The following is a 24,468-nucleotide window of genomic DNA, read 5'->3' as shown; positions in this document are numbered from 1 at the left end:
GCCCCCAAATCGGCCGGGTGAAAGCCCGTCAGCGACGGATCACGAAGACGTCGGCAAGATGGGTCCAGCCGAGGTATTGGTAGAGGTGCCGGCCGTCGGAGGATGCCATGAGGAGTCCGGTGTCGACGTCGTCCTCCAGGATCGCAGCTGTAAGCGCGCGCATCACGAAACTCCCGAGCCCGCGGCGCCGGAACCGCTCCGCCGTGACGATCCGGTCATAGACGGCGAACTCGCCGTGCTTGGCAACGGAACCGCGGGCTGCCTCTTCGCCATCGACCAGCACACGCACTCGCCGGCAGGTTTCCTCTCGGAGGTGCTCAAGCTTGAACTCTTCGTCCGGAGGCAGCGGATCCTCGACGTCCTGGCCCTCCATGTCGACGCACATCAGCGCCTGTTCGCGGTCGGAGACCCGCATTCCAAGGGGCGCTGCGGCGTCTATCAGGTCCTGCATCCGGTTGGTCACTACGGTCAGCACCCGGTAGTGGTCTGTCCGGGTTTCCTGGGCCAGCGCCAGAAACTCTCCGATGGTGGGTTCGTAGATGATGTCTTCGAGATGGTTCTGCTGGTCAGCGAGCAGTACGGACATCCAACGGCCGTGGTCAACAGGGGTGTACCCGCGGCATGCAGCCCATCCCGCAATCCAGGTGCGGACGAGGTCTTCGGAGAGAGATGCAACCATGACTGAACGATAGTGGCGGGACGTCCGCTTGAACATAGCCCGGGAGCGAGGTTGCAGTATTGAGACCTGGCGCCGGTACCCCGGTACCCTTGAATGCGTGTCAATGAACCGCATCGTGCTCTATTACGCGTTCACTCCGTTACCTGATCCCGAAGCGATCCGGCTGTGGCAGCGTGCCCTGTGCGAGAAGCTTGGACTGCGCGGCCGCATCCTCATCTCGAAGGACGGCATCAACGGCACCGTGGGCGGTGAGCTCAATGCCGTAAAGCAGTACGTGAAGACCACCCGCGAGTATCCGGCGTTCAGGAAGCTGGATGTGAAGTGGTCTGGGGGCGGCGCAGAGGACTTCCCAAGGCTCAGCATCAAGGTTCGCGAGGAGATCGTGTCCTTCGGTGCGCCCGGTGAGCTGAAGGTGGATGAGAATGGCGTAGTCGGGGGTGGTAAGCACCTCCGGCCCGAGCAACTTCATGACCTGGTCGGCGAACGCGGCGACGACGTCGTCTTCTTCGACGGACGCAACGCCCTCGAAGCGCAGATCGGCCGGTTCCGGAATGCCATTGTGCCGGATGTGAGCACCACCCACGATTTCGTGAGTGAGCTCGACTCCGGCAAGTATGACCACCTCAAGGACAAGCCCGTGGTCACCTACTGCACCGGGGGAATCCGGTGTGAAGTCCTTTCAAGCCTCATGGTCAACCGCGGTTTCAACGAGGTTTACCAGCTGCAGGGCGGGATAGTCCGTTACGGCGAAACCTACGGCGATGCCGGGCTGTGGGAGGGATCGCTGTACGTCTTCGACAAGCGCATGCACGTGGAATTCAGCAAGGACGCCAGGACGATCGGTAAATGCGTCCGCTGTAAGGCGCCCACCAACAAGTTCGAGAACTGCTCGAACCAGAGCTGCCGTAACCTCACCCTTTACTGCGCGGAGTGTGCCGCCGACCCGTCCACCCTGCGCTGTCCGCAGGGGTGCGAAGCGGACGAGTCGGACGCCAGTTCCGTGGGAGCGGTGTGACAGCCACGGCATAACTCGCCTGCGCGTCAACCGGTCAGCTCCAGCACCGGACCCTCGTGCAACGCCACGTAGACGTGGTCCCTCAGCGCATTCGCCTCGGCATCGGTGAGCGTACGGTCCAGCGCCTGCAGGGTCAGGCGCACCAGCAGGTTCTCCTGCCCCTGCTGGGCCTGCAGGCGTAGATAAGCGGCCGACGGCAGTTGCTCGACCGGCGTGCGGGTGCGGATCACCAGGGACTCCAGCACCTCGGCGTCGCCTCCCAGCGCTTCCCGGGCCACGTCCCCGAGCGTCTCCTCGTCCGCGTCGGGGCCACACAGGATGGACAGGTCGCGGCGCACGGCGGGCATCAAGGAGACAGGACGCCAGGGCTCGAGGTCGAGCATCTGGGAGGCAATACGTGGATCCGGCGAGCGCAGCAACCGGATGTCGTCGATTCCCTTGCGCAGCATGAGCGCCCGGTCAAGGCCCATTCCGAGCGCGAGGCCGCTCCAGCGCCGGGCGTCCAGCCCCGATCCGCGCAGAATCCTGGCTCCCACCAGCCCGCATTCGGCGAGCTCCAACCACCCGGCAGGAGTTTCGACGTCGATCTGCATCCCGTGCGAGGTATAGGAGTGGTTCGCTGGAACCGCCCGCCAGCGGGCGCCGGGAAGCACAGCCTCGACGACGGCGCCGGCCAGGTTATGCAGGTCGCCATCAGTCAGCAGCCCGCGGGCTTTGATCCGCCACAGATCCACCTGGTGCGGAGCACCCACATGGGTTCGATCCACTGCGTCCCGCCGGTACACCAGCCCGGGCAGGACATGGAGCTGGTCATAAGCGTCCTGCACAGAGGCGAGCGAGTCCAGCACTGCGGGTATGCCGGCGGAGGTGTGGCTCCGCAGCATCACGGTGGGGCTCGCGTGGCGGGAGTAGCGCGCGTCGCGGGTGACGTCGTCGGGCGCGTAGCCGAGTCGGTCGTAGTTGTCGGCCGTTGCCACGAGCGGAGTGGTCCGGTGGACGGTCGCAGGTATGGTCCACGTTCCCGTCAGAGCATTGACGACGTCTGTAAGCAGGGTCTGCATCGCATGTTCGCCTTGGGCGGGGTCGCTCAGGTCACGAAGGGAGAGGGCAGAGGTGAGTTGGGGAATGCTGAGGTACATGGCTGGTCCTTGGCTGGTGTCCGGAGGGTTTCGAAGAAAACCCCCGGCCGCGAACACCGTGTGGACTTAGCTGGAATCAGGTGCGCAGCGTGAGGCCCTCACGGCCGACAAGCGGCCGGGGGCTGATAAATCGCTGAGCAACAAGCATGACCCGATGATACATGGACGTATGGGCCGGGCAACAGGTTCGCTACCCGCTTGCCTCCGGAGGCACGCTGGGAGGCGGTCCGGGTGTAAGTTGCACTGCCCAGAGCATCTGCTCGCCCGAGTTGGTTACTTCCAGGTCGACCCGGTTGGCCGGTTCCAGAAGCTCGATATAGGCCGTGACGCTGAAGCTGTTGCAGTCGGTGGAGCCGTTTCCGACGGGCTCGCCGTCCGCTTCGATGTGCAGGGTCATGCCGTTGCCGCCGACACACACCATTTCAACGGCGTACCAACCGGCTGCGGCGTCGTAGAACGATCCGCCGCTCTGGCCGGGGCCCTCGTGTCTGCTCGAAAGCGACATGCCGTCGCGTTCACCCAGGACCGAATCCGTCCAGGAGATAAGGTCCGTTGCGTCCAGATCTACCGGTACGGGATCCGGTTCCGACGAAGTACACGCACTCACTCCGGCCACCGCACCAAGTCCCACAAATGCGGCCACCGTGCAACGCAATAATTTCCCCATCCCTCCAGTAAAGCGCACTGCGTAAGCAAAATAGACTTGCCACCGTGATGAATTTCGCTTCCGTGCCGGACGCGCCGCAGAGCACTGACCAGGACATGCTCAACCGGCTCGCCGCCGACCTTCGAGCCGCCAGCTACACGGTCGACGGCGTGGCAACGCTCATCGGCCCGGATGCGTACGCGGCGCTGGACCGCGATCAGGCGGTTCCCGCGCTACTCGCCGCCCGCGCCGCTCGGGAAGACGCCGCCGAGGAAGACGAGGCCACGGGGCAGCTCGCCGTCGTCGTACTCTTGTTCCTGCTCGGCGAGGCCCTACCCGGGCAAACCCTGGACACCGCCTTTCCGGGGACGGGCGCCGCGGGGTTGCGGGCGCTGGGACTGGTGGAAGAGCACGACGACGGCGGCACGCACCTCCGCGCGGCGGTGGATCTTCGCCCGTACTCATCCGACACCGGGGGAGACCTCTGGGTGGCCTCGGACCTGGGATCCCGCCTGCGTCCCGGCGTGCTGCGTGCGGATCACGTGCTGGGAATCGGGCAGGCTTCCCTGACGCTCGCCCGGTTCGCGGCGCGCACGCCTGTCGAGCGTGCCCTGGATCTCGGCACCGGCTGTGGGATCCAGACCTACCACCTCCTCGCCCACTCGGACCACGTAACCGCCACGGACCTCTCCGCGCGGGCGCTCGCGGTGACCCGCTTCAATCTGTTGCTCAACGCGAAGGCGCTTGATATTGATCCCGCGAACCTCGAGGAGCGGGTGTCGCTGCGGCAAGGCAGCCTCCTCGAACCGGTCGCGGGGGAGACGTTCGACCAGGTGGTGTCCAACCCGCCGTTCGTCATCACGCCGCGAATTCCCGGAGAGGCTGTGGAGGATCAGTTCACGTACCGCGACGGCGGGCTTCCCGGGGATGACATCGTCTCTACACTGATTCGCACGCTGCCGTCGGTGCTGGTTCCCGGCGGTACGGCTCAGCTCCTGGGGAACTGGGAGATTCCCGACGGCGCTGCGTGGCACGCCCGGATCGCAGGCTGGCTGCCGGAACATACCGATGCGTGGGTGGTCCAGCGGGAACAGCTCACACCCACCCACTACGCCGAAACCTGGTTGCGTGACGCAGCGGAGAACCGCGATCCCGCGCGCTTTGCGGACCGTTTCGGGGCATACCTGTCGGATTTCGAATCCCGGAACGCCGGGAGTATCGGTTTCGGGATGGTGTGGTTGCGGAACGCGGGCTCGCCCGCCGCGCTGAGGCGTTTAGAGGAGATCACTTACGAACTTGACCAGCCGATCGGGCCGCATGTGGGCGCAGCGGTTGCCCGCCATGACTGGCTCGGACAGATCGGCAACCTCGCTGACGAACATCTCCTGGTCGCTGAGGACGTCACGGAAGAGCGCCACCAGCGGCCGGGAGCAGAGCACCCCGGCGTAATTCTGCTCAGGCAGGGCGCAGGGTTCCGGCGGACCAACCTCCTCACTACGGAGCTGGCCGGCTTCGTATCAGCATGCGACGGCGACCTGACCGCCGGGCAGATCATCGGGGCTCTCGCGGCCCTGTTGGAGAGGAACGACGACGGCTTCCGAGCCGATCTGCTGGGCGACGTCCGCAACCTGGTAGAGGAAGGTTTCCTGGTTCCTGCTCTCATGTCCTGACCCATCCCGGCGTCGTCGTTTTACCCACAGTGCGCCGCTTGGTGGCGGCTGCTTCGCAGACAAGCCGTTACCCTAGTGCAGGTAGGCATGCCGCATACTGTGAAGGCAGGACGTCCGCCAATCGCGCATAAGTGCTCTTCAATGAGCGGTTGTCCTGCTATTTAAGAAGCACCCGTATCGAGGAGAGAAGTGCCAGCTAAGGCAACGGACAAGAAGCCCGGCAAGAAGCTCGTCATCGTCGAGTCTCCAGCCAAGAGCAAGACAATTGCGGGCTACCTCGGTGAAGGTTTTGAAGTCACCGCATCCATGGGGCACATCCGTGACTTGCCCCAGCCATCGGATCTGCCCGCGGAGCTGAAGAAGAGCTCGGTCGGCAAGTTCGCGGTGGACCTCGATAATGATTTTGAGCCGTACTACGTTGTATCGGCGGACAAGAAGAAGCGCGTCGCTGAGCTGAAGGCAGCGCTCAAGGATGCCACCGAACTGTACCTGGCCACTGACGGTGACAGGGAGGGCGAAGCGATCGCGTGGCACCTTCTCGAGGTGCTGAAGCCCAAGGTTCCGGTCTATCGCCTGACGTTCCCTGAAATCACGCGGGAGGCCATCCAGCGGGCAATGGAAGAGCTGCGCGACCTGGATATTCCCATGGTTGACGCACAGGAAACACGTCGCATCCTTGATCGCCTCTATGGCTACGAGATTTCTCCCGTCCTCTGGCGGAAGGTGGCGCGCGGCCTTTCCGCGGGCCGTGTGCAGTCCGTCGCCACCCGCCTGGTGGTTGAGCGTGAGCGTGAGCGCATGGCGTTCCGCTCGGCGTCGTACTGGGATCTGACGGGCGTTTTCTCACCCGAGGACACGTCCAAGGGGGAGGCGTTCAAGGCGAAGCTGGTCTCCGTTGACGGAACGCGCGTAGCAACCGGCAAGGACTTCACGGACCTCGGCGAGCTGAAGGCGCAAAACGTCACGCTGCTCGATGAATCGGCCGCCAACTCGCTGGCTGAGAACTTGTTGCAGGCCGCTTTTGAGGTGCGCTCCGTTGACACCAAGCCCTACACCCGCCGCCCTGCCGCCCCGTTCACCACTTCGACGCTCCAGCAGGAAGCCGCTCGCAAGCTGCGGTTTTCCTCGCGGGTGACAATGCAGGTTGCCCAGCGCCTGTACGAGAACGGTTACATCACCTATATGCGTACGGATTCGCCGTCGCTGAGCGATCAGGCGATCAACGCTGCCCGACGTCAGGCATCCGAACTCTACGGGGCCGAGTATGTGCCGGAAGCGCGCCGGGTCTACAAGGGCAAGTCGAAGAATGCGCAGGAAGCTCACGAAGCCATCCGTCCCGCGGGAGATTCCTTCCGCACGCCCGCGCAGGTCGCCAAGGAACTTCGCGGTGACGAGTTCCGTCTGTACGAGCTGATCTGGAAGCGGACCGTCGCATCCCAGATGGCTGATGCCAAAGGCTCTACGGCGTCAGTGCGGCTGGGCGCCGTCACCGCCGGTGGACAGGATGCCGAGTTCTCGGCGTCGGGCACGGTTATTACCTTTCGGGGCTTCCTGGCCGCATATGAGGAGGGCCGCGACGCCGCCCGACATTCAGATGATGCTGTGGAAGCAGCCGACGACGGCGGTCAGGGTGGCCGGTTGCCGAACCTTGCGCCCGGTGATGGGCTGGGTGCGGAATCGATCGAAGCGCTGGGCCACGAGACATCACCGCCGCCGCGCTATACGGAAGCCTCCCTGGTGAAGGTGCTTGAAGAACGCGGCATCGGCAGGCCGTCCACCTATGCGGCGACCATCTCGACCATCATGGACCGCGGTTATGTCCGGGTCCGTGGGCAGGCACTCGTTCCCAGCTGGATCGCATTCTCAGTGGTCCGGCTGCTTGAGGAGCACTTCCACGATTACGTTGATTATGATTTCACGGCGGAGCTCGAAGAGGATCTGGACCGCATTGCACGCGGCGAAGCAGGCCGTGTGGAGTGGCTCAACCACTTCTACTACGGCGACCGCAAGGAAACCGGCCTCAGTACGATCGTCAATGATCTCGGTGAGATTGATGCCCGGCGCATCAACTCGGTGGAGATTGCTGAAGGCATTGTGCTGCGGGTCGGCAAGTTCGGCCCGTACCTGGAGAAGCCCCTGGCCCCAGACGCGCCGGAGGGAACAGAACCGCAACGTGCCAATGTGCCCGAAGACCTCGCTCCGGATGAGCTGACGGCAGAGAAAGCCGTTGAGCTCATGAACAACCCGGCCTCGGAGGAACGTGTGCTTGGCACCGACCCCGAATCTGGCCGGACCATCGTTGCGCGGGACGGCCGGTACGGACCGTATGTCATTGAACTGATTCCTGAGCCGACCGCTGAGGACCTGGCGAGCCAGCCGGTGGAGTACTACAAGAACGGCAAGCCCAAACCTCCGAAGAAGCCGGTGAAGGTCAAACCGCGCACGGGTTCACTGTTCAAGTCCATGTCTATTGACACGGTCACGCTCGAGGATGCGCTCAAGCTCATGAATCTCCCGCGGGTGCTGGGCGAGGACGCCGAGGGCAAGGAGATCACGGTCCAGAACGGCCGCTTCGGGCCGTATCTCAAGAAGGGGACCGATTCGCGCTCCATTGGACCCGAAGAAGAAATCTTCACGATCACTCTGGAACAGGCATTGGAGATCTACTCCCAGCCCAAGCAGCGTGGCGGCCGGACTGCCGCGCCGCCGCTGGCGGAGTTCGGTGATGACCCGGTGTCGGAGAAGCCGATCGTCGTTAAGGATGGGCGTTTCGGTCCATACATTACCGACGGCGTTACGAACATCACTGTTCCACGATCCACAGCGATCGAGGAACTGACCAGGGAGACAGCGGTGGCCCTGCTTGCCGAGAAGCGCGCCAAGGGACCGGCACCACGCAAATCCGGCGGACGTGCGCCGGCAAAGCGCAAGACGGCGGCGCGGAAGTAGTCCCGTTCCTTCGTCGCGGGCAATGAGAGGCATCGAAGTGAAGCGCGAGATAATGGGACCATGCGGCTAGGCGTCCTCGACATCGGTTCAAATACCGTGCACCTGCTGCTGGTGGACGCGCACCCGGGCGCCCGTCCGGTGCCTTACGCTTCCCACAAGCGGCCGCTCCAACTGGTCGCGTACCTGGACGCTGAAGGCCGCATCACCGATGAAGGTCAACGTGAATTGATCGGCTTTATCCTGCAGGCCAAGGACTTCGCGTCGGAGCACAGGGCGGAAGATTTCCTCGCATTCTGTACATCGGCGATCCGGGAGGCAGGTAACGGCGAAGATGTCCTGCGTCGGGTGGAGGCGGAGACATCGGTGGTGCTTCAGGAGCTCACGGGTGACCAGGAAGCCGCGATGACCTTCCAAGCGGTCCGGCGCTGGTACGGATGGGGAGCCGGTTCGATTCTCAATCTCGACATTGGCGGTGGTTCCTTCGAAATGGCGATGGGCCATGACGAGTTGCCGGAGGTTGCGCTGTCCGTCCCACTGGGCGCCGGCCGACTGACCCGGAACTGGCTACCCGGCGACCCGCCCTCGCCGAAGGACGTGAAGGACCTCCGCCGCTACATCCGAAAGACCTTGAAAGACACAGTCGGCGACTTTGAGCGCCTTGGCGAGCCCCACCTTGTGGCAGGAACGTCGAAGACCTTCCGGTCCCTGGCACGGATGGCCGGTGCTGCGCCGTCGGGAGCGGGCCCGTTTGTCCGCCGCACACTGCGTCTTGAAGATCTCCGGTTGTGGGCGAAGCGGCTTGAGGCCATGTCGCTGACCGATCGTGTGAGCCTTGACGGAGTATCCGAACTTCGGGCGCCGCAGGTCCTGGCCGGTGCGCTGGTGGCGGAAGCCGCGCTTGAGATTTTCGACGTCCACGAGATGGAGATCTGTCCCTGGGCGCTGCGTGAAGGATTGATCCTGCGACGCTTCGACACCCTGATGTTCGAGGCCAGCGAGCCCATGCCTTCGGTTGGTGTGGGACACGTGCAGTTCCGGACGCCCGGGGCGGCGCAACGCAGTGTGGACTCATCGCCGCTTGCCGCTAGATCCTAAGGGCGACGGGCCCAGATACTAAGGGCGCTGGGCGAGCAGCTGATACTTCTGTTGTGCAACGGAACGCGAAAGGTGCCGGCGAGCATGGGGAGTGTTTGGGGGAAACACTCGCATTCGCTCACCGGCACCTTGGCCAGGCTAGGGAGGACCTGGCCGATCATCACTCGCACCTCTAGGAGGTGAGTTCCACACTACGAGCCGTGTGTGAGCGTTCCCCTAAGAGAAGCTGAGCGTTCCGTGTGTATTGCGAGCGGGTCCGAGAAATAAGGCGGGTAGCTGCTCATGCCTCGCTCCAAGCCCGGCGAAGACGCCAAATGGCGGCAAAAAGGAAAGTGCCGGTGAGCACATCGGAGTGGTTGGGGGAAACACATCCGCGGCTCACCGGCACCGGCCGGGTCAGGGAAAACCCGGCCCATCACTCGCACCTTTTATGAGGTAATAACGAGTGTACTGGTATTTCTTGGGTCTGCGCCTTGAGCGGGCTGTGAGGATGCTGGGAAAGCACGACCATGACACCATGTCCTGATGGGTAACAACATTTCACAGCACATAGCATTCCTCGGTTGCGGGTCCATGAACGGCGCAATCCTTACCGGGTTACTGGCGGCCGGAGTTCCCTCTGGTCAGGTCACAGCAACAGTCCGCGATCCGGAGAAAGCCGCAAACCTGGCGAAGCGGCACGGAGTTCAGGTCCTGTCCTCAACCGAGGAGACAGAGGCAAACCGTCAGGCTGCTGGAGGGGCCGACGTCGTACTGCTGGGTGTGAAGCCGGTTGGCATCCTCGACCTGGCCCGCCAGATTTCTCCCGCGCTGAAGCCGGGCACCGTGGTGATCAGCGTTGCTGCTGCGATCTCGATCGACATGCTGGAGGCAGCGCTGCCTCAAGGCCAGCCCGTTATCCGCAGTATGCCCAACACCCCGTCGAGCCTCGGCCGCGGCGTACTGTCCATCTCGGCGGGTACCCACGCGACTGCCGAGTTGATGGAGCAGGCCCGGACTATCCTGTCTGCCGCCGGAACCGTCGTTGAAATCCCCGAGGATCAAGTTGACGCTCTTTCCGCTGTGAGCGGATCCGGTCCGGCCTATGCGTTCTACCTTGCTGAAGCGATGGCGGCTGCCGGTGTGAAACTGGGGCTCGAAGAGGATCTGGCCAAACTGCTGGCAACGCAGACTGTCGCCGGCGCTGGTTACATGCTGGCCGAGGAGGGCGCTGACGCCACCGCGCTCCGGAAGGCAGTCACCAGTCCTAACGGGACCACGGAACGGGCCATAGCGACCTTTGACGAGCAGGGACTCCCGGACATCATCGCTGCCGGCGCCCAGGCCGCTGCCGAGCGGGCGGGCGCCATCACCAAGGAGTTGGACGGCCGCTAGCGGGTGATCAGGGACGCGCGGCGAAGCGTTCCAGCAAGTCCACGTGGCCCGAGACGATCAGCATGTCCCGGCTGGTGACCTTCGTTTCCGGCCGTGCGTAAGTGAAGTCCTCGCCCGGGGATTTCACGCCGACAACGGTAACACCGTACTTCGACCGCACCGCCGACTCGCCGAGGGTGAAGCCCTGGGTTTCCTTCGGTGGGTACATCTTGACGATTGCGAAGCCGTCGTCGAACTCGATAAAGTCCAGCATGCGGCCGCCTACCAGGTGCGCTGCGCGCTGACCGGCATCAGCCTCAGGGTAGATGACGTGGTTGGCGCCGATACGCTTCAGGATCTTGCCGTGGGACGGCGTAATGGCCTTGACCCACAGGTTGTCGATGTTCAGGTCCACGAGGTTCGCAGTGATGAGCACGCTGGATTCAATCGAGGTACCAACACCGACGACGGCGGCAGTGAACTCCTGCGCCCCGAGTTGGCGAAGCGCGTCGATGTTGGTTGCGTCGGCCTCGACCACGTGGGTCAGTGTCCCGGACCATTTCTGGACCAACTGCTGGTCCTTCTCGATGGCCAGGACTTCGCGTCCCTGCTTCACCAGTTGCTCGGCCGTTGCGGACCCGAATCGGCCAAGCCCGATCACGAGCATTGGTGCGTTGTGTGCTGGTCTTTCAGCCAATGATGGGCCTCTCTTCGGGGTAGTGGTAGAGGGTGCTGCGCTGCCGCAGTGCAAGCGCAGAAGCAAGGGTAATCGTTCCCAGACGTCCGGCAAACATGAGTGCGGAGAGCACGTACTTCCCCTCGGGATCCAATTCAGCGCTGAGGTTGGTGCTCAGTCCGCAGGTGGCGAAGGCCGAGATCACCTCGAAGAGGACACGGTTGAGTTCTTCGCCGGAGATCCAGAGAATAAGTCCAGTCCCGACGAGCACCAGTGTCGCGCCCATGAAGATCACTGAGATGGCGACGCGCATTGCGCCCTGGGGGATGGTTCGTCCGTACACACGAACGTCGGAATCGCCGCGCGCCTCGGCGAGGATGGCCAGGAACATGATCGCAAGCGTCGTGACCTTGATTCCGCCAGCTGTAGACGCAGATCCGCCCCCGGCGAACATCAGGGCATCCGTCAGGAGCATCGTGGTCGGCTCCATTTGCCCCTGATCAATCAGATTGAAGCCGCCGGACCGGGTCATCACGGATGCGAAAACTGCGTGAATCACCTTGTCGCCGAAGCTCAAGCCACCGATCGTGCTGCTGTTACTCCACTCCATGGCGCCCCAAAGGAGAGTTCCCACGACCAAAAGAATCAGCGAGACGTTCACAGTTAGTTTGGTGTGCAGGCTCCATCGGCTGATGTGGTGCTTGAACTGCAGGATTATCAGGATTGCAGGGAAGCCAAGACTTCCGACAAACACGCCGATCATCAGTGGGACCAGGATCCATAGGTCGGTCTCGTACGGAACCAGTCCGTCCGTGTGCGGTGTGAAACCCGCGTTGTTGAAGGCGGATATTGAATAGAAGATGCCGTGCCAGACGGCCTGCCAGAACGGTTCGCCGAGGATTATGAACCGTGGGATGAGGGCTACGGCGAGGGCCACCTCAACGACCACCGATGTGGTGATGACGATCCGCAGCAGGGTGCCGACTTCACCCAGGCGGCTTGCATTGTTCAGTGCTGACTGGGCTAGTAGCTTGCCTCTGACTCCAAGGCGTTTGCTAACCATCAGCGCCAGTACCGATGCCAGCGTAAGGGTCCCCAGGCCACCTACGAAAATCCCGATGAGGATGATGAGTTGGCCGAAGAACGACCAGTAAGCCGCTGTCGACACTACAGTTAGTCCCACCACGCAGACGGCGGAAACTGCAGTGAACAGGGCGTCGTGTAGCGGCGTGAACTCTCCGGACGCGGAGGCGAGCGGCAGGCTCAGCAGCGCGGTGAAGACGATTACCACAAGGAAGAAGACCAGTAGCGCGACCCGCGCTGGAGAGCTGTTGACTACGCCGTCGATGAAGTCGCGAATCCTCGCGAGCGGGCGTAAACGAGCCTGGTCAGTACCTCCCAACCAGGACGGTTGTTCTCTTGCCATCCTTGTCGATCAGCTCCGATTCACTCGAGTTGCCCGCTAGAGTCCTTCGAGTAGTAAACCACTTCCGGCCAACACCTGTGGGCAGGAGCGGCAGCGATCGCGTAGCCTGCTGGGGTGTCCAGTGCGCCGGTTCCCGTGTTCAGCACCCGAGTGGTGTGGGACGACTCCATGCTTGCGTACAATTTCGGCGCTAACCACCCCATGGATCCGCGTCGGCTGGACCTGACCGCGAGGCTGGTACGCGCCGTCGGACTGTTTGACTTACCGCAGGTAAGCATCGAGGTTCCCGAGGTGGCCGCCGACAGTGAGTTATGCACGGTCCATGCTGCTGATTATGTGGCAGCGGTGAAAGCGGCGGACGCGGATCCGGATGGCGCGTACGGCACCGCCGGTTTGGGCACGGAGGACACTCCTGCTTTCAGTGGCATGCATTCGGCGAGCGCACGGCTGGTCGGTGGTTCGCTTGCTGCGGCCGATGCGGTGCTGTCCGGCAGTGTGCAGCATGGGGTCAACTTCGGCGGCGGGTTGCACCACGCGGGCCGTGCCCGTGCAAGCGGGTTCTGTATCTACAACGATGCCGCTGCAGCTGTCCAGCGACTCCTGGACGGGGGAGTGCAGCGGGTTTTGTACGTTGACGTCGATGCGCACCATGGCGATGGAACCCAGGAGATCTTCTGGGACGACAAACGGGTCATGACCATCTCGCTTCATGAGACCGGGGTGAGCCTGTTTCCCGGAACCGGGTTCTCCGACGAGATCGGTGGGCCGCACGCGCATGGCTATGCCGTGAACGTTGCATTGCCGACCACCACGGGTGATTCAGCCTGGCTGCGGGCGTTCCATGCGGTAGTTCCCCAGTTGGCGGAGGCGTTTCAGCCGGAGGTGATTGTGAGTCAGCATGGCTGTGACAGCCATGTGGATGATCCGCTGACTAACCTGAGGATCTCGGTCGACGCCCAACATGCTGCAGCCCTAAGCATCCGAGACCTTGCTTCACGGTATTGCGAGAGCCGTTGGATTGCCACTGGCGGAGGCGGATACAACATCACGTCGGTTGTGCCGAGATCGTGGACACTTCTCACCGCGGTAGCGGTTGGTGCGGACATTACGACGACGACGCCGGTGCCCGCCGAGTGGCGATCTTACGTCACTGAACGCTATGGACGTGCAGTCCCCGCACTGCTGGGTGACGGAGCTGACCTGTGGTGGCAATCGTGGGAGGCGGGCTTCGACCCGAACGAAAGCGTGGACCGGTCCATCATGGCCACGCGCAAGGCAGTCTTCCCGCTGCACGGATTGGACCCCTGGTTCGACTGAGCACCGGATAGTGCCCGCGTGATGCCCTGAGGGATATATGCGGTTATGGTAATGGGATGGTCATGGATGATGTATTCGCCGTCATCGCTGAAGCCACCCGCCGACAGATCCTTGCATCGTTGCGGGACGGGGACAAAGCCGTAGGCGAATTGGTGGAAGAACTGGCGGTCAGTCAGCCCACAGTTTCCAAACACTTGAAGGTGTTGCGGGAAGCCGGGCTGGTTTCCATGCGTGCACAGGGGCAGAAACGGTTCTACACGCTGAACATCGAGCCTCTGCACGCTGTTGCAGCCTGGTTATCCGAGTTCGATTTGCCGGCCCAGCAGCCACCCCAGGTCCTGGCGCCTGCTGTGACGGAGCCGGAACCGGGTGAACTCGTTCCAAGTGTGCCCGGTCTGCAGAATGGCGACGGGGTCCAGCCATTCGGTAGGACTGTCGGTCGGGCTGCCGAGCGGGCGGCGGATCTGCTCTCGCAGTTTCCGAAGCTGCGTCGCCGCAAGGAGTAGTTGCGGGGCGGGACGCTGTCCGGGCCCTATGTCGGCTTTCGTCGTGCGACCAAGCATCATGTGAGGGGAAATATGAACCAGAAGAGTAATCGCCGATTTCTGACCGTTCTGGTCGCAATGGCGTTTACAGCGGCCGCTCTTATCTTGTCGGTCCCGCCGCTATTTGAGGCGCATGAGCCCTACCAGTTAGGGCTTACGCTGACGCTTGCCGCCCTGGCGAGTGCGCTCGGAGCAGCCGTACTTGTGATGCGGGCGCGAAACAGGGCCTAGCGAGATGCCAGCGCCTGTGTTTATGGCGTCTTTAGCGATCCATCACGTTTGGTTTCAGCAGAGGGTCCAGTAGTGGTTGCGTCGGGGGTGTTGTTGGGGGTCGAGTTGTTGGGGTGGGATGAACCAGGGGAGTCGGTCGTGTACTTGGATGGTCCACTCGCCTTGGTGGATCAGGTGATGATGGTGGCTACAGAGCAGTACGCCGTTGTCGGTGGTGGTGGTTCCGCCTTCTGACCAGGGGGTGATGTGGTGTGCTTCGGTCCAGTGGCTTGGCATGTGGCAGCCGGGGAAGGCGCAGCCCTTGTCACGGGCGTGAAGTGCTTTGCGTTGTTTGGGTGTGAAGAGTCGTTGGGTGCGGCCCAGGTCGAGGATCTCGTTGGTCCCGCCGAGCACGATGGGGATGATGTCGGCGTCACAGGCGAGTTTCCGGACGGTTCGGGCGTTGATGGGTCCGGTGAACGCGAAGGACGCCCCATCGGTGATCGCGTTCGGTCGATTGTCTGTGTCGTGGGCATGGTGACGGCTGTTTAGCCCGTTGGTGGGGTCGGGGGTGGCACCGTTTTCGGCTACTTCCCGCAGGAGGGTCTGGTAGTCGATGGTGACCAGGAGTTGTGGTCGGTGCCCTCCGGTTGCCGGCAGCTGGTCGGTGGCCAGTGCTATCTGGCAGGCGCCGATGAGCCCGTCGAGGAGTAGTTGGGCTCGGGTCCGGGTTTCGAAGGTTTCCTCACGCTCGCGGACCGGTGCGGAGGAGACGCCAGCGGCGCCATCATTACCGCCGGGTTGTGTGCGGGGGTTGGTGGTGGTGTTCATGACGGTGGTGAGGTATTCGTATTGTTCGTCGGTGGCTGCGATGTCCAACAGGTGTAGTCCGCGTTTCTCGCCGCGCAGGAACACGCCTTGGCGTGCGGTGAGTTCCTTGTCGGTGGGTTCTGGTCCGTCGGGGTCCAGGTGTGCTTCCCAGCGGCGGATCAGCCGGGTAAGGAAGTCCGGGTCATAGGTGGTGGCGCTAGCGGTGAGTTGAGCTTCCATGGTCTCCAGTACCGCGGGTTCAGCAACGAAGCGGGCCCGGTCCAGTGCGGTGGCGATCAGGGTTGCTGACCGGCCGGAGACCTTGCTGCCAGAGACGTCCCCGGCAGAGATGTTACTTCCGGAGATGTTACTTCCGGAGATGTTACTGGGGGAGGTCTTATTGGGGGATACGGCTGCTGCGAGGTGTTCCAGGGGTGCCGGGAGGGTGTCGCCGGTGAGGGTGATGCGGGGTAGGAGTTTGGCGCCGAGGCGGAGTCTGCGGGTGGCTTCGCTGCGGCTGATCCGTAGCCGGTCCTGCAGGTACTCCGCGGTGCACCGATACACCGAGCGCCTACCCTGAGCGGTGTTGAAGCCGGGAGTGTTGAAGCCGGGTGTGTTGACGTCCGGAGTGTTCACGTGGGAGGTGTTGAAGACGAATCCGGCACCACCGGTGGAGGGGTTTCCTTCGGCGGGCCGTCCTCCTGCGGCGGCGTTGCTGCGATCCACCGCAGTAGCGGCGACGACCTGGAGGTACTCCACGGTCCGGGATAGTTCCTCAATGCTGGCAAGATGCTCCGCCAGGTCGGGCTGCCCCAGACCTGGGTAGCTCTGGGTGAACCCGGCTGCGAACGAGGCGACCAGCCGGTTCAACTCGGCAGGAGAGCGCCCGGAATCGGCAGGCCGGCCACCGATTTCAGAGACAGAGCCGGTGCGCTCATCACCGACGTCGGGGGTGTCGATGACCGCGGCTAAGCTCATACCTAATTGTATTCGAAAACATATACGAATGGGAGAGCTTGTGGGAAACGCCTGCACGCTATCCCATGAGCCGCATGCGAAGCTCGGTCACTGCAATTAGAAGCTCGGTCACTGCAATTAACGGTAGGTGAATCGCCCCGGCGAATCCTCGCCCGCCGGCTTCGAAAACTCGTCACACTCAGGCACACACTTGGCCGAATCGGGCAGGTGCCGCTACGCTTCATGTCATGACAATCCGTTGGTATGCGTATTTTTCGTTGGCTCTGGAGGAGCCCGCGGCCTAAAACGCTGACCAACACCTTCAGAGCCAATAGGGCAGGACACGCTTCCTGCCCTTCGTCGTTTCCACGGCGGGTTCTGGAGAACAGTCCCCGCTGAGGAACACCACCCTCGAAAGCCGGGACCATGAATACACTCACCACTGCAGGTTCATCCAACGTCCGTGTACGAAGAATCGAACCACTGCCCTCGCCGTCAGCGCTTGTAGCTGAACTTCCCTGCAACGCATCCCTGACGGAGCACATCCAGCGCTCCCGCGAGGAAGTACGCGCTGTACTCAACGGTCTTGACGACCGGCTCCTCGTCGTCGTCGGGCCCTGCTCTATCCACGACACGGAAGCGGGCCTTGAGTACGCGAACCTGTTGGCTGGAGCAGCGTCGCAGCACCGTGAGGACCTTCTCATTGTGATGCGCGCCTACTTCGAGAAGCCGCGGACCACCATCGGTTGGAAGGGTCTCATCAACGATCCACATTTGGATGGTACCCATGACATCGGCGCCGGTCTCCGCGCCGCACGGGGTTTCCTCCACAACGTGGGAGAACTCGGCCTCCCGGTTGGCACCGAGTTCCTTGAACCGATAAGCCCCCAGTACGTAGCGGACCTCGTGAGTTGGGGCGCTATCGGCGCCCGCACCACTGAAAGCCAGATTCACCGTCAGCTGGCGTCGGGTCTTTCAATGCCGGTCGGCTTCAAGAACGGTACCGACGGCGGCCTCAGTGTCGCGTTGGACGCGTGTTCGGCGGCCGGGTCGCCGCAGGCTTTCCTGGGGGTCGACGACGACGGCAGCGCCGCCCTCGTCTCCACCTCCGGCAACCCCGACACCCACCTCATCCTGCGCGGCGGTTCGGATGGTCCTAACTACAGCGAGACGCACGTTGCCGCCGCTTCTGCCCGGCTTGCGGCCTCGGGCCTGAATGAGCGTCTCATCGTCGACGCGAGCCACGCCAACAGCGGCAAGGATCACCGGCGGCAGGCCGAAGTCGCACGCGAGTTGGCAACCACCGTCGAGCATTCTGATGCGATTGCTGGCGTCATGCTGGAAAGCTTCCTCGTGGAGGGAGCGCAGAAGCTGGACGTGGCTGCGAGCGGTGAACTGGTTTACGGGCAAAGTGTCACGGATGCCTGCATGGGATGGGGGGTCACCGCGTCGGTTCTGGGCGATCTGGCGCGAGGTTCGCGGCGTCGTCGTGGTGTTGTCGATCGTGACCGAAGCGAGCTTTCACTTTAGTCACTTCAACCACTAGAGTATCTCCCTAGACGGATAATCCTCAGGTCTCAAGGCGACACGCCGTCCGGCGCTCCACCTAAGTGGGTGGACGCCTATCTCAGGGTTAGGTTCCAGAGAAAAGGACAGTGGTGAGATGACTAGCGGGAGCAACTTCGCCGATGTGCGCTTCCTGACGGTCGCGGAGGTCGCAGATGTCATGCGGGTTTCCAAAATGACCGTGTACCGGCTGGTTCACTCCGGTGAGATGCCTGCCGTGCAGTTTGGTCGGTCATATCGCGTGCCGGAGTCGGCTGTGGAACAGTATCTTCGCTCAGCGTCAGTGGACGGTGAGGCGGGCACTGGCTAGCGCTGGACTGCCTCCCGGTCGGGAGACCTGCGCGGAGCGGGTATCCTGTTAAGAAGCGTTTTGCGTAGGCGGTCGGTTGACGGCCGCACAATGTACGTCACTGTCAGATCCGTTCGCCCCTGCCTGGGTAGCGCGTTCGGAACCGGAATGAATAGTTTGTGAGGACTCTATGGGTTCAGTAATCAAGAAGCGCCGCAAGCGGATGGCGAAGAAGAAGCACCGCAAACTGCTTCGCAAAACCCGCCACCAGCGTCGCAACAAGAAGTAGCATCGCATCCGGTCCGCCATTGAGGCGGGCCGGTTTTGCTTTAACCCCTCATGCGGGCGAAGCCGCGCCACAGCCCGTAAACCACGCCGGCGCCGGTCGCTGCCTTCAACCCTAAAGTGGCAGCACGCCGTCCACTCCGGAAGTCGTAGATCGGCCAGTTGTGGTCGCGTGCATGTTTCCGGAGCCGATGGTCCGGATTGATTGCAACCGGGTGACCAACAATGCTGAGCAGCGGAATATCGTTGTAGGAATCGCTGTAGCCCCAGCATCGGGAGAGATGCAGGCCTTCCTTCTCTGCGAGGTCACGGACCGCGACGGCTTTGGCCGGTCCATGCAGGAACTCGCCAACCAGCTTGCCGGTGTAGAAACCATCGGCAACTTCTCCCACTGTTCCCAGTGCGCCCGTCAGACCCAGCCGGTTGGCGATCACGCTCGCCACCTCAACGGGCGTGCCCGTCACCAGCCACACCCGGCGGCCGTTACGCAGATGCTGCTCGGCCAACGCCCGGGCGCCCGGCCAGATCTTCGACGCGATCATCTCGTCGTAGACCTCCTCGCCAAGGGCCAGAACATCCTCATGGGCGATGCCGATCGCGAACGCCAGCGCGGCATCCCTGACGGCGTGGATATCGGTCATGTTTTCGCCCCGCATGACGAACCGGAGCTGCTTCCAGGCCAATCCGGCAGCGAAGCGGAGCGTGAAGGCGCGTCGCTGGTACATCTTCCGCGCAACGTGGAAGAGACTTGCACCGCGCATCATGGTGTTGTCGACGTCGAAGAAGGCAGCTTCTCCTGCTGGACCGCCGATCGGCGCTTCTTCTTCGGACGCTGAAACCGTTGAAGACCCGGGGTTGATGGCGGGTCGGAGGTTCGCAGCGGACATAGAACGAGTCTAATCACTGCAAGGGCCCCGGCGCCGCAATCCCCGGCCTGAGGGCAACGACGGCGGTTCACAAGGACGACGACGGCGGGCCGTCGACAGGGCCCCGGCGCCGCAATCCCCGGCTGGCGTCCCGCGCCGAACCCGCGCACACTACGCTTGGCACCATGAGCGAACACAACGCGTCGACCGGAGAGCCGGGAAAGTCTGAAAAGCCGGAAGAGCCCTGGTCCACAGGCCTCGTGCTGGTCACCCGCCCGGACTGCCACCTGTGTGCAGAGGCGCGGAACGTCGTCGTACGAGTAACTGACGAACTCGGGACCAGCTGGAGCGAAGTGTCGATCTCTGACCACGCTGAGCTACTGGAGCGCTTTGCGGAGGAAGTACCGGTTCTCCTGATTGACGGCGTTCAACGTGACTTTTGGACGATCGATGAGGGCCGCCTGCGTCGGCTGTTGGCGTAGCGTACCGAAGCCAACTTTGAGCACCCACAACGGCGACCTAAAGTGGACATACCCCCGCCGTCATCCTCCGGTGGGCGGGCGGAGCTGCCGGGTGCAGCCTTTGCATAGTGATGGAGCGATGAACCAGTGACAATGTCGGAGATACCCGGGCTGCGGAGCGCAGCCGGAGAGCAGCAGGGCAGGCAGATCCCGCCGGCATCGCTGGCGCGGCTCACCATTTACCTGCGCGCCCTGAACTCGTTGCTCGCGGAAGGTATTGAGCGGGTTTCCTCCGACGAGCTCGCGGAGGCCGCCGGCGTGAATTCGCCGATGTTGCGCAAGGACCTGTCCTATCTCGGTTCCTACGGAACCCGCGGCGTGGGCTATGACGTCCAGTACCTCAACAGCCAGATCTCCACCGCGCTTGGCCTGTCGCAGGATTGGCGCGTTGCGATTGTCGGTGCAGGAAACCTCGGCCGGGCGCTGGCGGGATATTCGGGATTCCAGTCGCGCGGCTTCGAAGTGGTTGCCCTCTTCGATGCGGATCAGTTGATTGTCGGAACGGAAGTCGGGTGGCTTCGCGTCAGTCCCGTACAGGACCTCGCAACCGTACTTGGCCGCACCCGCGCCAACATGGCTGTCCTTGCTGTGCCTGCGGGAGTTGCGCAATCCCTGTGCGATGAACTGGTGGATGCCGGCATCACGAGCATCCTGAGTTTCGCCCCTGTTGTGCTGCAGATCCCCGACCACGTGCAGTTGCGCAAGGTGGACATGGCCACCGAACTGCAGATCCTGGCCTACCACGCACAACGGGCGCAGGACCCGGATCTGGAATCCGGCCCCCGCGCCCGCGCGGCTCAGTAAGGGTTTAGCCGCAGCTCAGTATTGGGGCTGCTTCGGCTTGAAGTAGGGGTTGGACTGCTTGAGGTAGCACAGTACGACGCCGACGACGCCAAGTAGGATCGAGACAATTCCCAGGATGCTACCTGTGAATAGTCCAACCAGGGACAGGGCAGCGAGGACGGTTGCCGTGATTCTCGCCCAGTTATGTCCCTTGCGAATAAAGACGGCCAGAAGCACGTATATGGCGAGCGCCACTATTCCGCCTCCGATGGCGAATCCGGCGATTGTGGATTGAAGTTCGCTGGGTACTTGAGAGGAATCAATCGGGATGAATGCGGAGATCAAGCTCACAACGCCGGCAGCGATAATCAGCCAGAATGCCCAGTTCACTTCCTTGGGCATAGGCGGGCGCTGCGCCTGGGGCATGCTCGCGGAACCCGGGTAGGCATAGCCGGAGGGCTGGGCTGCCTGGTAGCCGTACGGCGATCCGCTCTGCTGCTGGTGATCGTCCGTAGCAGGCTTCTGCGGTTCGGGGGAGAGGCCGGCAGCTGAATTCTGTGCCGGACCCGGTTCGGCCGGGTTGAGGGGGTCAGTGCCGGAGAGCTTGTCCGGGTCGCGTTCGGGGGGCTGGGGGTCGTGGGATGGCGTGCTCATGCGCCCAGCGTACCGCCGGGAAGCCCTCAGGCGGGGGACTTTCGGGCGAAACTGCTGACAAACCATCGTGGGGTGCCCGGTCGGAGTCCGGGCACCCCACGCATCAGTTCTGGCTAGTTGGCCGAAGGCGCAACGAACGCGGCGTCGACGTTGATCGTCACCTTGTCGCCCACCAGCACTCCGCCAGCTTCAAGTGCAGCATTCCAGGTCAGTCCGAACTCCTTGCGCGAGATGACGGTCTGGCCGGAGAATCCGGCGCGGGTAGCGCCGAAGGGGTCAACTGCCACGCCGTTGAACTCGGTGTCGATGACAACCTCCTTGGTCACGCCGCGGATGGTCAGGTCGCCGACGAGCTGGTAGGTCTCGCCGGCGCCTTCCACGCGCTTGGACTCGAAGGTCATTTCCGGAAACTGTTCGACGGCGAAGAAGTCGTCACCGCGGACGTGGGCGTCGCGGTTGGCGTCGTTCGAGTTGAAGGAGGCAGTCTTGATGGTCGCGGTGATCTTCGAATCCTGAAGCGAGGAACCGACCTGCAGGGTTGCGTCGACGGTGTCGAAGTTGCCGCGCACCTTGCTGATGCCTGCGTGACGCACAGTGAAGCCGACCTCGCTGTGCGCGCCGTCGAAGTTCCAGGTGCCCTGGGTGAGTCCGGTGGGGATGGCCATGATTGTTCTCCTGATGTCTGTCGGTATGTGCTGCCCAGCCGAGCCGGCGGAACAACGGGTGTACCTGTAATAAACATGCGTTTGCATCTTTTATTCCGGAAATTACTTCAATCTTCAAATATTTTCAGAATGGCCTCGCAGAAGGCACTCTGCTTCGCGATTTAGCTGCCCGAACCGAGAGGTGCGAAACTTGGGGTATGCCTACAGCCACCGTCCATCTTGTGCGCCACGGCGAGGTCCACAACCCAGATGGCATCCTCTACGGCCGGCTGCCCGAGTTCCACCTGTCCGAGCTGGGGCAGGAGATGGCAGAGCGGGTAGCTGCGCACTTCGCCAAACGAAGGAACGACGGCGCCGAGATAGTCCATCTTGTTGCCTCGCCGTTGACGCGCGCACAGGAAACGGCGGCACCCACGGCGCGCGCACTCGGCCTGACGGTGGTGACCGACGAGCGCATCATCGAAGCCGAGAACCGCTTCGAAGGCATGGCACAGGTGGCCAGGCAATTGCGCCACCCACGGCACTGGAAGTCGCTGCATAACCCTTTCAAGCCTTCGTGGGGTGAGCCGTACCAGGTACAGGTGACCCGGGTGATGGAAGCCGTCCACGAGGCACGGCAGAAAGCTCTGGAAGCCGCGGGCGGTAAAGACGCTGAAGCGATCATGGTCAGCCACCAGCTGCCCATCTGGGTTGCACGGCTGGCTGCGGAGAGAAAGCGGCTGTGGCATGATCCGCGGCAGCGACGTTGCACCCTGACTTCGGTGACCTCGCTCTACTTCGATGACGACGTACTCACCGGCGTCCGGTATGAAGAGCCGTGCGCTGACCTGCTTCCCGGTGCGGCGAACATCCCGGGAGCGTAATAGTATTACTACACGTTGTAGAAGTTGTGGAAGACGATGTGACTCATTCTGATGCTGCCCCCCGCCGCCGAACCATCGGCAGGCTCATGCGATTAGCCGCCGCTGTGCTGGCCGCCGCCGTCGTGCTCTCGGGCTGTGCTGCCCAGGATCCGCTGGCCCAGCAGGCGGCCGAGGGGAACAACAAGAACTACATCGCCGGAGACGGTTCTGTCACCGAGTACGCACCCGCTGAACGCGGTGAACCGGTGGACATCGAAGGGGAGCTGTATAGCGGCCAGAGCGTGAACTCCACTGACTGGCAAGGCCAGGTGACCGTCCTGAACTTCTGGTACGCGGCCTGCGCACCGTGCCGGGAAGAAGCTCCTGACCTAGTGGCACTGCACGAGGAATTCGAGCCGCAGGGCGTCCAGTTCTACGGAGTGAACATCCGGGACAGCAAGCAAAACGCCGAGGCCTTCGAGCGCACCTTCGGCATTCCGTACCCCAGCTTCAACGACTCCGACGGCGGCGTCCTCCTCTCGATGACCAGCTACGTTCCTCCGCAGGCCGTGCCGACCACGATCGTGCTCGACCAGCAGGGCCGCGTCGCCGCGCGCATTCTCGGGCTGGCGGACAAGGGAACGCTCAGCGCCCTGATCGAAACCGCGCTGGCCGAGTAGTAATCAAGTATCAGCCGTGACTCCTATTCCCCAGCTGAACGCCGTGGTCGCACTGGCGCCCGCAGGCAACGCCTTCGCAGATGCCGTGCTGAACGGCTCGATGCTGCTGGCGCTGCCAGTGGCGCTGCTCGCAGGGCTGGTCTCCTTCGTATCCCCTTGCGTTCTGCCACTGGTGCCCGGATACCTTGGCTACGTCAGCGGCCTGACCGGTGTGGATCTCGAACAGCAGAAGCGCGGCAGGATGCTCGCTGGAATCGGGTTGTTCGTTGTTGGTTTCTCGGTTGTGTTTATGGCCTACGGTGCGCTGTTTGGGCAGTTGGGTGCGTGGCTGGCGGGCTCCCAGGACTGGCTGATCAGGGTCTTCGGTCTCGTGGTGATTGTGCTCGGCATCGTGTTTATGGGCGGATTCTCCTGGTTCCAGCAGGAGAAGAAGCTGCACGCGAGGGTGCCGAGCGGGCTGTGGGGAGCACCCCTGCTCGGGTTGACCTTCGGTCTTGGCTGGGCGCCCTGCATCGGCCCCACACTCTCCGCCGTGCAGTTGCTGGCATTCTCGAACGACGGCGCCAGCGCGGCCAAGGGAGCGTTGCTCACCTTTGTGTACTGCCTCGGCCTCGGACTGCCCTTCCTGCTGATCGCCCTCGGACTCCGCCGCGGCATGGGCGCCATGAAATTCTTCCGCCGCCACCGGTTGCTGCTCCAGAGGATCGGTGGCGGGATGCTCATCCTCGTCGGCCTACTCATGGCCACCGGGGTCTGGAACCTGTGGATCAACGAACTTCAGCAATGGATAGGCGGGGTGACCCTTCCCATCTGATGACCAAACCAAAGGA

24 protein-coding genes are annotated in these 24,468 nt (G+C 62.9%); 15 read left to right on the top strand and 9 right to left on the bottom strand.

Going from position 1 to position 24,468, the window contains the following annotated elements; translation table 11 throughout:
* Positions 1–28: 28 nt before the first annotated feature.
* The gene (locus tag BJ994_RS12510) at positions 29–679 is read right to left on the bottom strand and encodes a GNAT family N-acetyltransferase (protein WP_167994583.1); all 651 of its coding nucleotides are present in this window, start codon (positions 677–679) and stop codon (positions 29–31) included.
* Between the two features lie 97 nt (positions 680–776).
* Between BJ994_RS12510 and trhO the strand changes: the two genes are divergently transcribed.
* Positions 777–1,694, top strand: a complete 918-nt coding sequence (gene trhO / locus BJ994_RS12505; protein ID WP_167994582.1) for an oxygen-dependent tRNA uridine(34) hydroxylase TrhO — start codon at positions 777–779, stop codon at positions 1,692–1,694.
* A gap of 26 nt (positions 1,695–1,720) precedes the next feature.
* On the opposite strand, the gene srmL is transcribed toward trhO, so the two are convergent.
* Both srmL and BJ994_RS12495 read right to left on the bottom strand, forming a co-directional pair.
* Positions 1,721–2,833 (bottom strand): PheS-related mystery ligase SrmL, encoded by a 1,113-nt coding sequence (gene srmL, locus BJ994_RS12500; RefSeq protein WP_167994581.1) that lies wholly within the window; start codon positions 2,831–2,833, stop codon positions 1,721–1,723.
* Positions 2,834–3,023: 190 nt separating this feature from the next.
* A complete protein-coding gene (locus tag BJ994_RS12495; RefSeq protein ID WP_167994579.1) occupies positions 3,024–3,500 on the bottom strand; it encodes a hypothetical protein in 477 nt (158 codons plus the stop codon).
* 47 nt (positions 3,501–3,547) lie between these two features.
* Between BJ994_RS12495 and BJ994_RS12490 the strand changes: the two genes are divergently transcribed.
* The 4 genes from BJ994_RS12490 (at position 3,548) to proC (ending at position 10,567) form a co-directional block, all read left to right on the top strand.
* Positions 3,548–5,149, top strand: a complete 1,602-nt coding sequence (locus BJ994_RS12490; RefSeq protein ID WP_167996004.1) for a DUF7059 domain-containing protein — start codon at positions 3,548–3,550, stop codon at positions 5,147–5,149.
* Between the two features lie 189 nt (positions 5,150–5,338).
* A complete protein-coding gene (gene topA / locus BJ994_RS12485; RefSeq protein ID WP_167994577.1) occupies positions 5,339–8,098 on the top strand; it encodes a type I DNA topoisomerase in 2,760 nt (919 codons plus the stop codon).
* 60 nt (positions 8,099–8,158) lie between these two features.
* On the top strand, positions 8,159–9,193 hold the full coding sequence (locus BJ994_RS12480; RefSeq protein WP_167994575.1) for a Ppx/GppA phosphatase family protein: 1,035 nt from the start codon (positions 8,159–8,161) through the stop codon (positions 9,191–9,193).
* A 537-nt stretch (positions 9,194–9,730) separates the two neighbouring features.
* A complete protein-coding gene (proC, locus tag BJ994_RS12475; protein ID WP_167996003.1) occupies positions 9,731–10,567 on the top strand; it encodes a pyrroline-5-carboxylate reductase in 837 nt (278 codons plus the stop codon).
* A gap of 7 nt (positions 10,568–10,574) precedes the next feature.
* On the opposite strand, the gene BJ994_RS12470 is transcribed toward proC, so the two are convergent.
* Positions 10,575–11,213: a potassium channel family protein gene (locus tag BJ994_RS12470; protein ID WP_167996002.1), complete on the bottom strand. Its 639-nt coding sequence runs from the start codon at positions 11,211–11,213 to the stop codon at positions 10,575–10,577.
* Positions 11,214–11,235: 22 nt separating this feature from the next.
* Positions 11,236–12,648 carry a TrkH family potassium uptake protein gene (locus tag BJ994_RS12465; RefSeq protein ID WP_167994573.1) on the bottom strand — a complete coding sequence of 471 codons (1,413 nt, stop codon included), beginning with the start codon at positions 12,646–12,648 and terminating at the stop codon, positions 11,236–11,238.
* Positions 12,649–12,816: 168 nt separating this feature from the next.
* On the opposite strand from BJ994_RS12465, the gene BJ994_RS12460 reads away from it, so the two are divergent.
* Together BJ994_RS12460 and BJ994_RS12455 are read left to right on the top strand one after the other, a co-directional pair.
* The gene (locus BJ994_RS12460; RefSeq protein ID WP_167996001.1) at positions 12,817–13,965 is read left to right on the top strand and encodes an acetoin utilization protein AcuC; all 1,149 of its coding nucleotides are present in this window, start codon (positions 12,817–12,819) and stop codon (positions 13,963–13,965) included.
* Between the two features lie 56 nt (positions 13,966–14,021).
* On the top strand, positions 14,022–14,471 hold the full coding sequence (locus BJ994_RS12455) for an ArsR/SmtB family transcription factor (RefSeq protein WP_167994571.1): 450 nt from the start codon (positions 14,022–14,024) through the stop codon (positions 14,469–14,471).
* A 324-nt stretch (positions 14,472–14,795) separates the two neighbouring features.
* Here BJ994_RS12455 and BJ994_RS12450 read toward each other — a convergent pair whose 3' ends face one another.
* Positions 14,796–16,508 (bottom strand): HNH endonuclease signature motif containing protein, encoded by a 1,713-nt coding sequence (locus tag BJ994_RS12450; protein ID WP_167994569.1) that lies wholly within the window; start codon positions 16,506–16,508, stop codon positions 14,796–14,798.
* A gap of 405 nt (positions 16,509–16,913) precedes the next feature.
* Between BJ994_RS12450 and BJ994_RS12445 the strand changes: the two genes are divergently transcribed.
* From BJ994_RS12445 to BJ994_RS12435, 3 genes are all read left to right on the top strand, one after another.
* Positions 16,914–18,017 carry a 3-deoxy-7-phosphoheptulonate synthase gene (locus BJ994_RS12445; RefSeq protein WP_167994567.1) on the top strand — a complete coding sequence of 368 codons (1,104 nt, stop codon included), beginning with the start codon at positions 16,914–16,916 and terminating at the stop codon, positions 18,015–18,017.
* Between the two features lie 133 nt (positions 18,018–18,150).
* Positions 18,151–18,363: a helix-turn-helix domain-containing protein gene (locus BJ994_RS12440; protein WP_167994565.1), complete on the top strand. Its 213-nt coding sequence runs from the start codon at positions 18,151–18,153 to the stop codon at positions 18,361–18,363.
* A 169-nt stretch (positions 18,364–18,532) separates the two neighbouring features.
* Positions 18,533–18,631, top strand: a complete 99-nt coding sequence (locus BJ994_RS12435; RefSeq protein WP_003792170.1) for a 30S ribosomal protein bS22 — start codon at positions 18,533–18,535, stop codon at positions 18,629–18,631.
* A gap of 40 nt (positions 18,632–18,671) precedes the next feature.
* On the opposite strand, the gene BJ994_RS12430 is transcribed toward BJ994_RS12435, so the two are convergent.
* Positions 18,672–19,514 carry an HAD family hydrolase gene (locus tag BJ994_RS12430; RefSeq protein WP_245192288.1) on the bottom strand — a complete coding sequence of 281 codons (843 nt, stop codon included), beginning with the start codon at positions 19,512–19,514 and terminating at the stop codon, positions 18,672–18,674.
* A 164-nt stretch (positions 19,515–19,678) separates the two neighbouring features.
* Between BJ994_RS12430 and BJ994_RS12425 the strand changes: the two genes are divergently transcribed.
* On the top strand, positions 19,679–19,975 hold the full coding sequence (locus tag BJ994_RS12425; RefSeq protein ID WP_167994563.1) for a glutaredoxin family protein: 297 nt from the start codon (positions 19,679–19,681) through the stop codon (positions 19,973–19,975).
* Between the two features lie 132 nt (positions 19,976–20,107).
* Positions 20,108–20,818 (top strand): redox-sensing transcriptional repressor Rex, encoded by a 711-nt coding sequence (locus tag BJ994_RS12420; protein WP_167994561.1) that lies wholly within the window; start codon positions 20,108–20,110, stop codon positions 20,816–20,818.
* A 15-nt stretch (positions 20,819–20,833) separates the two neighbouring features.
* Here BJ994_RS12420 and BJ994_RS12415 read toward each other — a convergent pair whose 3' ends face one another.
* Together BJ994_RS12415 and BJ994_RS12410 are read right to left on the bottom strand one after the other, a co-directional pair.
* Positions 20,834–21,451, bottom strand: a complete 618-nt coding sequence (locus tag BJ994_RS12415; protein WP_167994559.1) for a cation diffusion facilitator family transporter — start codon at positions 21,449–21,451, stop codon at positions 20,834–20,836.
* A 113-nt stretch (positions 21,452–21,564) separates the two neighbouring features.
* Complete coding sequence (locus BJ994_RS12410; protein WP_167994557.1) at positions 21,565–22,116, bottom strand: YceI family protein; 552 nt, start codon at positions 22,114–22,116, stop codon at positions 21,565–21,567.
* 197 nt (positions 22,117–22,313) lie between these two features.
* Here BJ994_RS12410 and BJ994_RS12405 point away from each other — a divergent pair, with 197 nt between their 5' ends.
* From BJ994_RS12405 to BJ994_RS12395, 3 genes are all read left to right on the top strand, one after another.
* Entirely contained in the window at positions 22,314–22,979 is a 666-nt protein-coding gene (locus tag BJ994_RS12405; protein ID WP_167994555.1) for a histidine phosphatase family protein, read from the top strand.
* Positions 22,980–23,065: 86 nt separating this feature from the next.
* Positions 23,066–23,638: a TlpA family protein disulfide reductase gene (locus BJ994_RS12400; protein WP_167995999.1), complete on the top strand. Its 573-nt coding sequence runs from the start codon at positions 23,066–23,068 to the stop codon at positions 23,636–23,638.
* Between the two features lie 100 nt (positions 23,639–23,738).
* Entirely contained in the window at positions 23,739–24,452 is a 714-nt protein-coding gene (locus BJ994_RS12395; protein WP_167995998.1) for a cytochrome c biogenesis CcdA family protein, read from the top strand.
* Positions 24,453–24,468: the final 16 nt, after the last annotated feature.

The sequence above is a fragment of the Arthrobacter pigmenti genome (assembly GCF_011927905.1).
Lineage (GTDB): Bacteria > Actinomycetota > Actinomycetes > Actinomycetales > Micrococcaceae > Arthrobacter_D > Arthrobacter_D pigmenti.
This window is presented reverse-complemented; position numbering and strand designations above follow the sequence as displayed.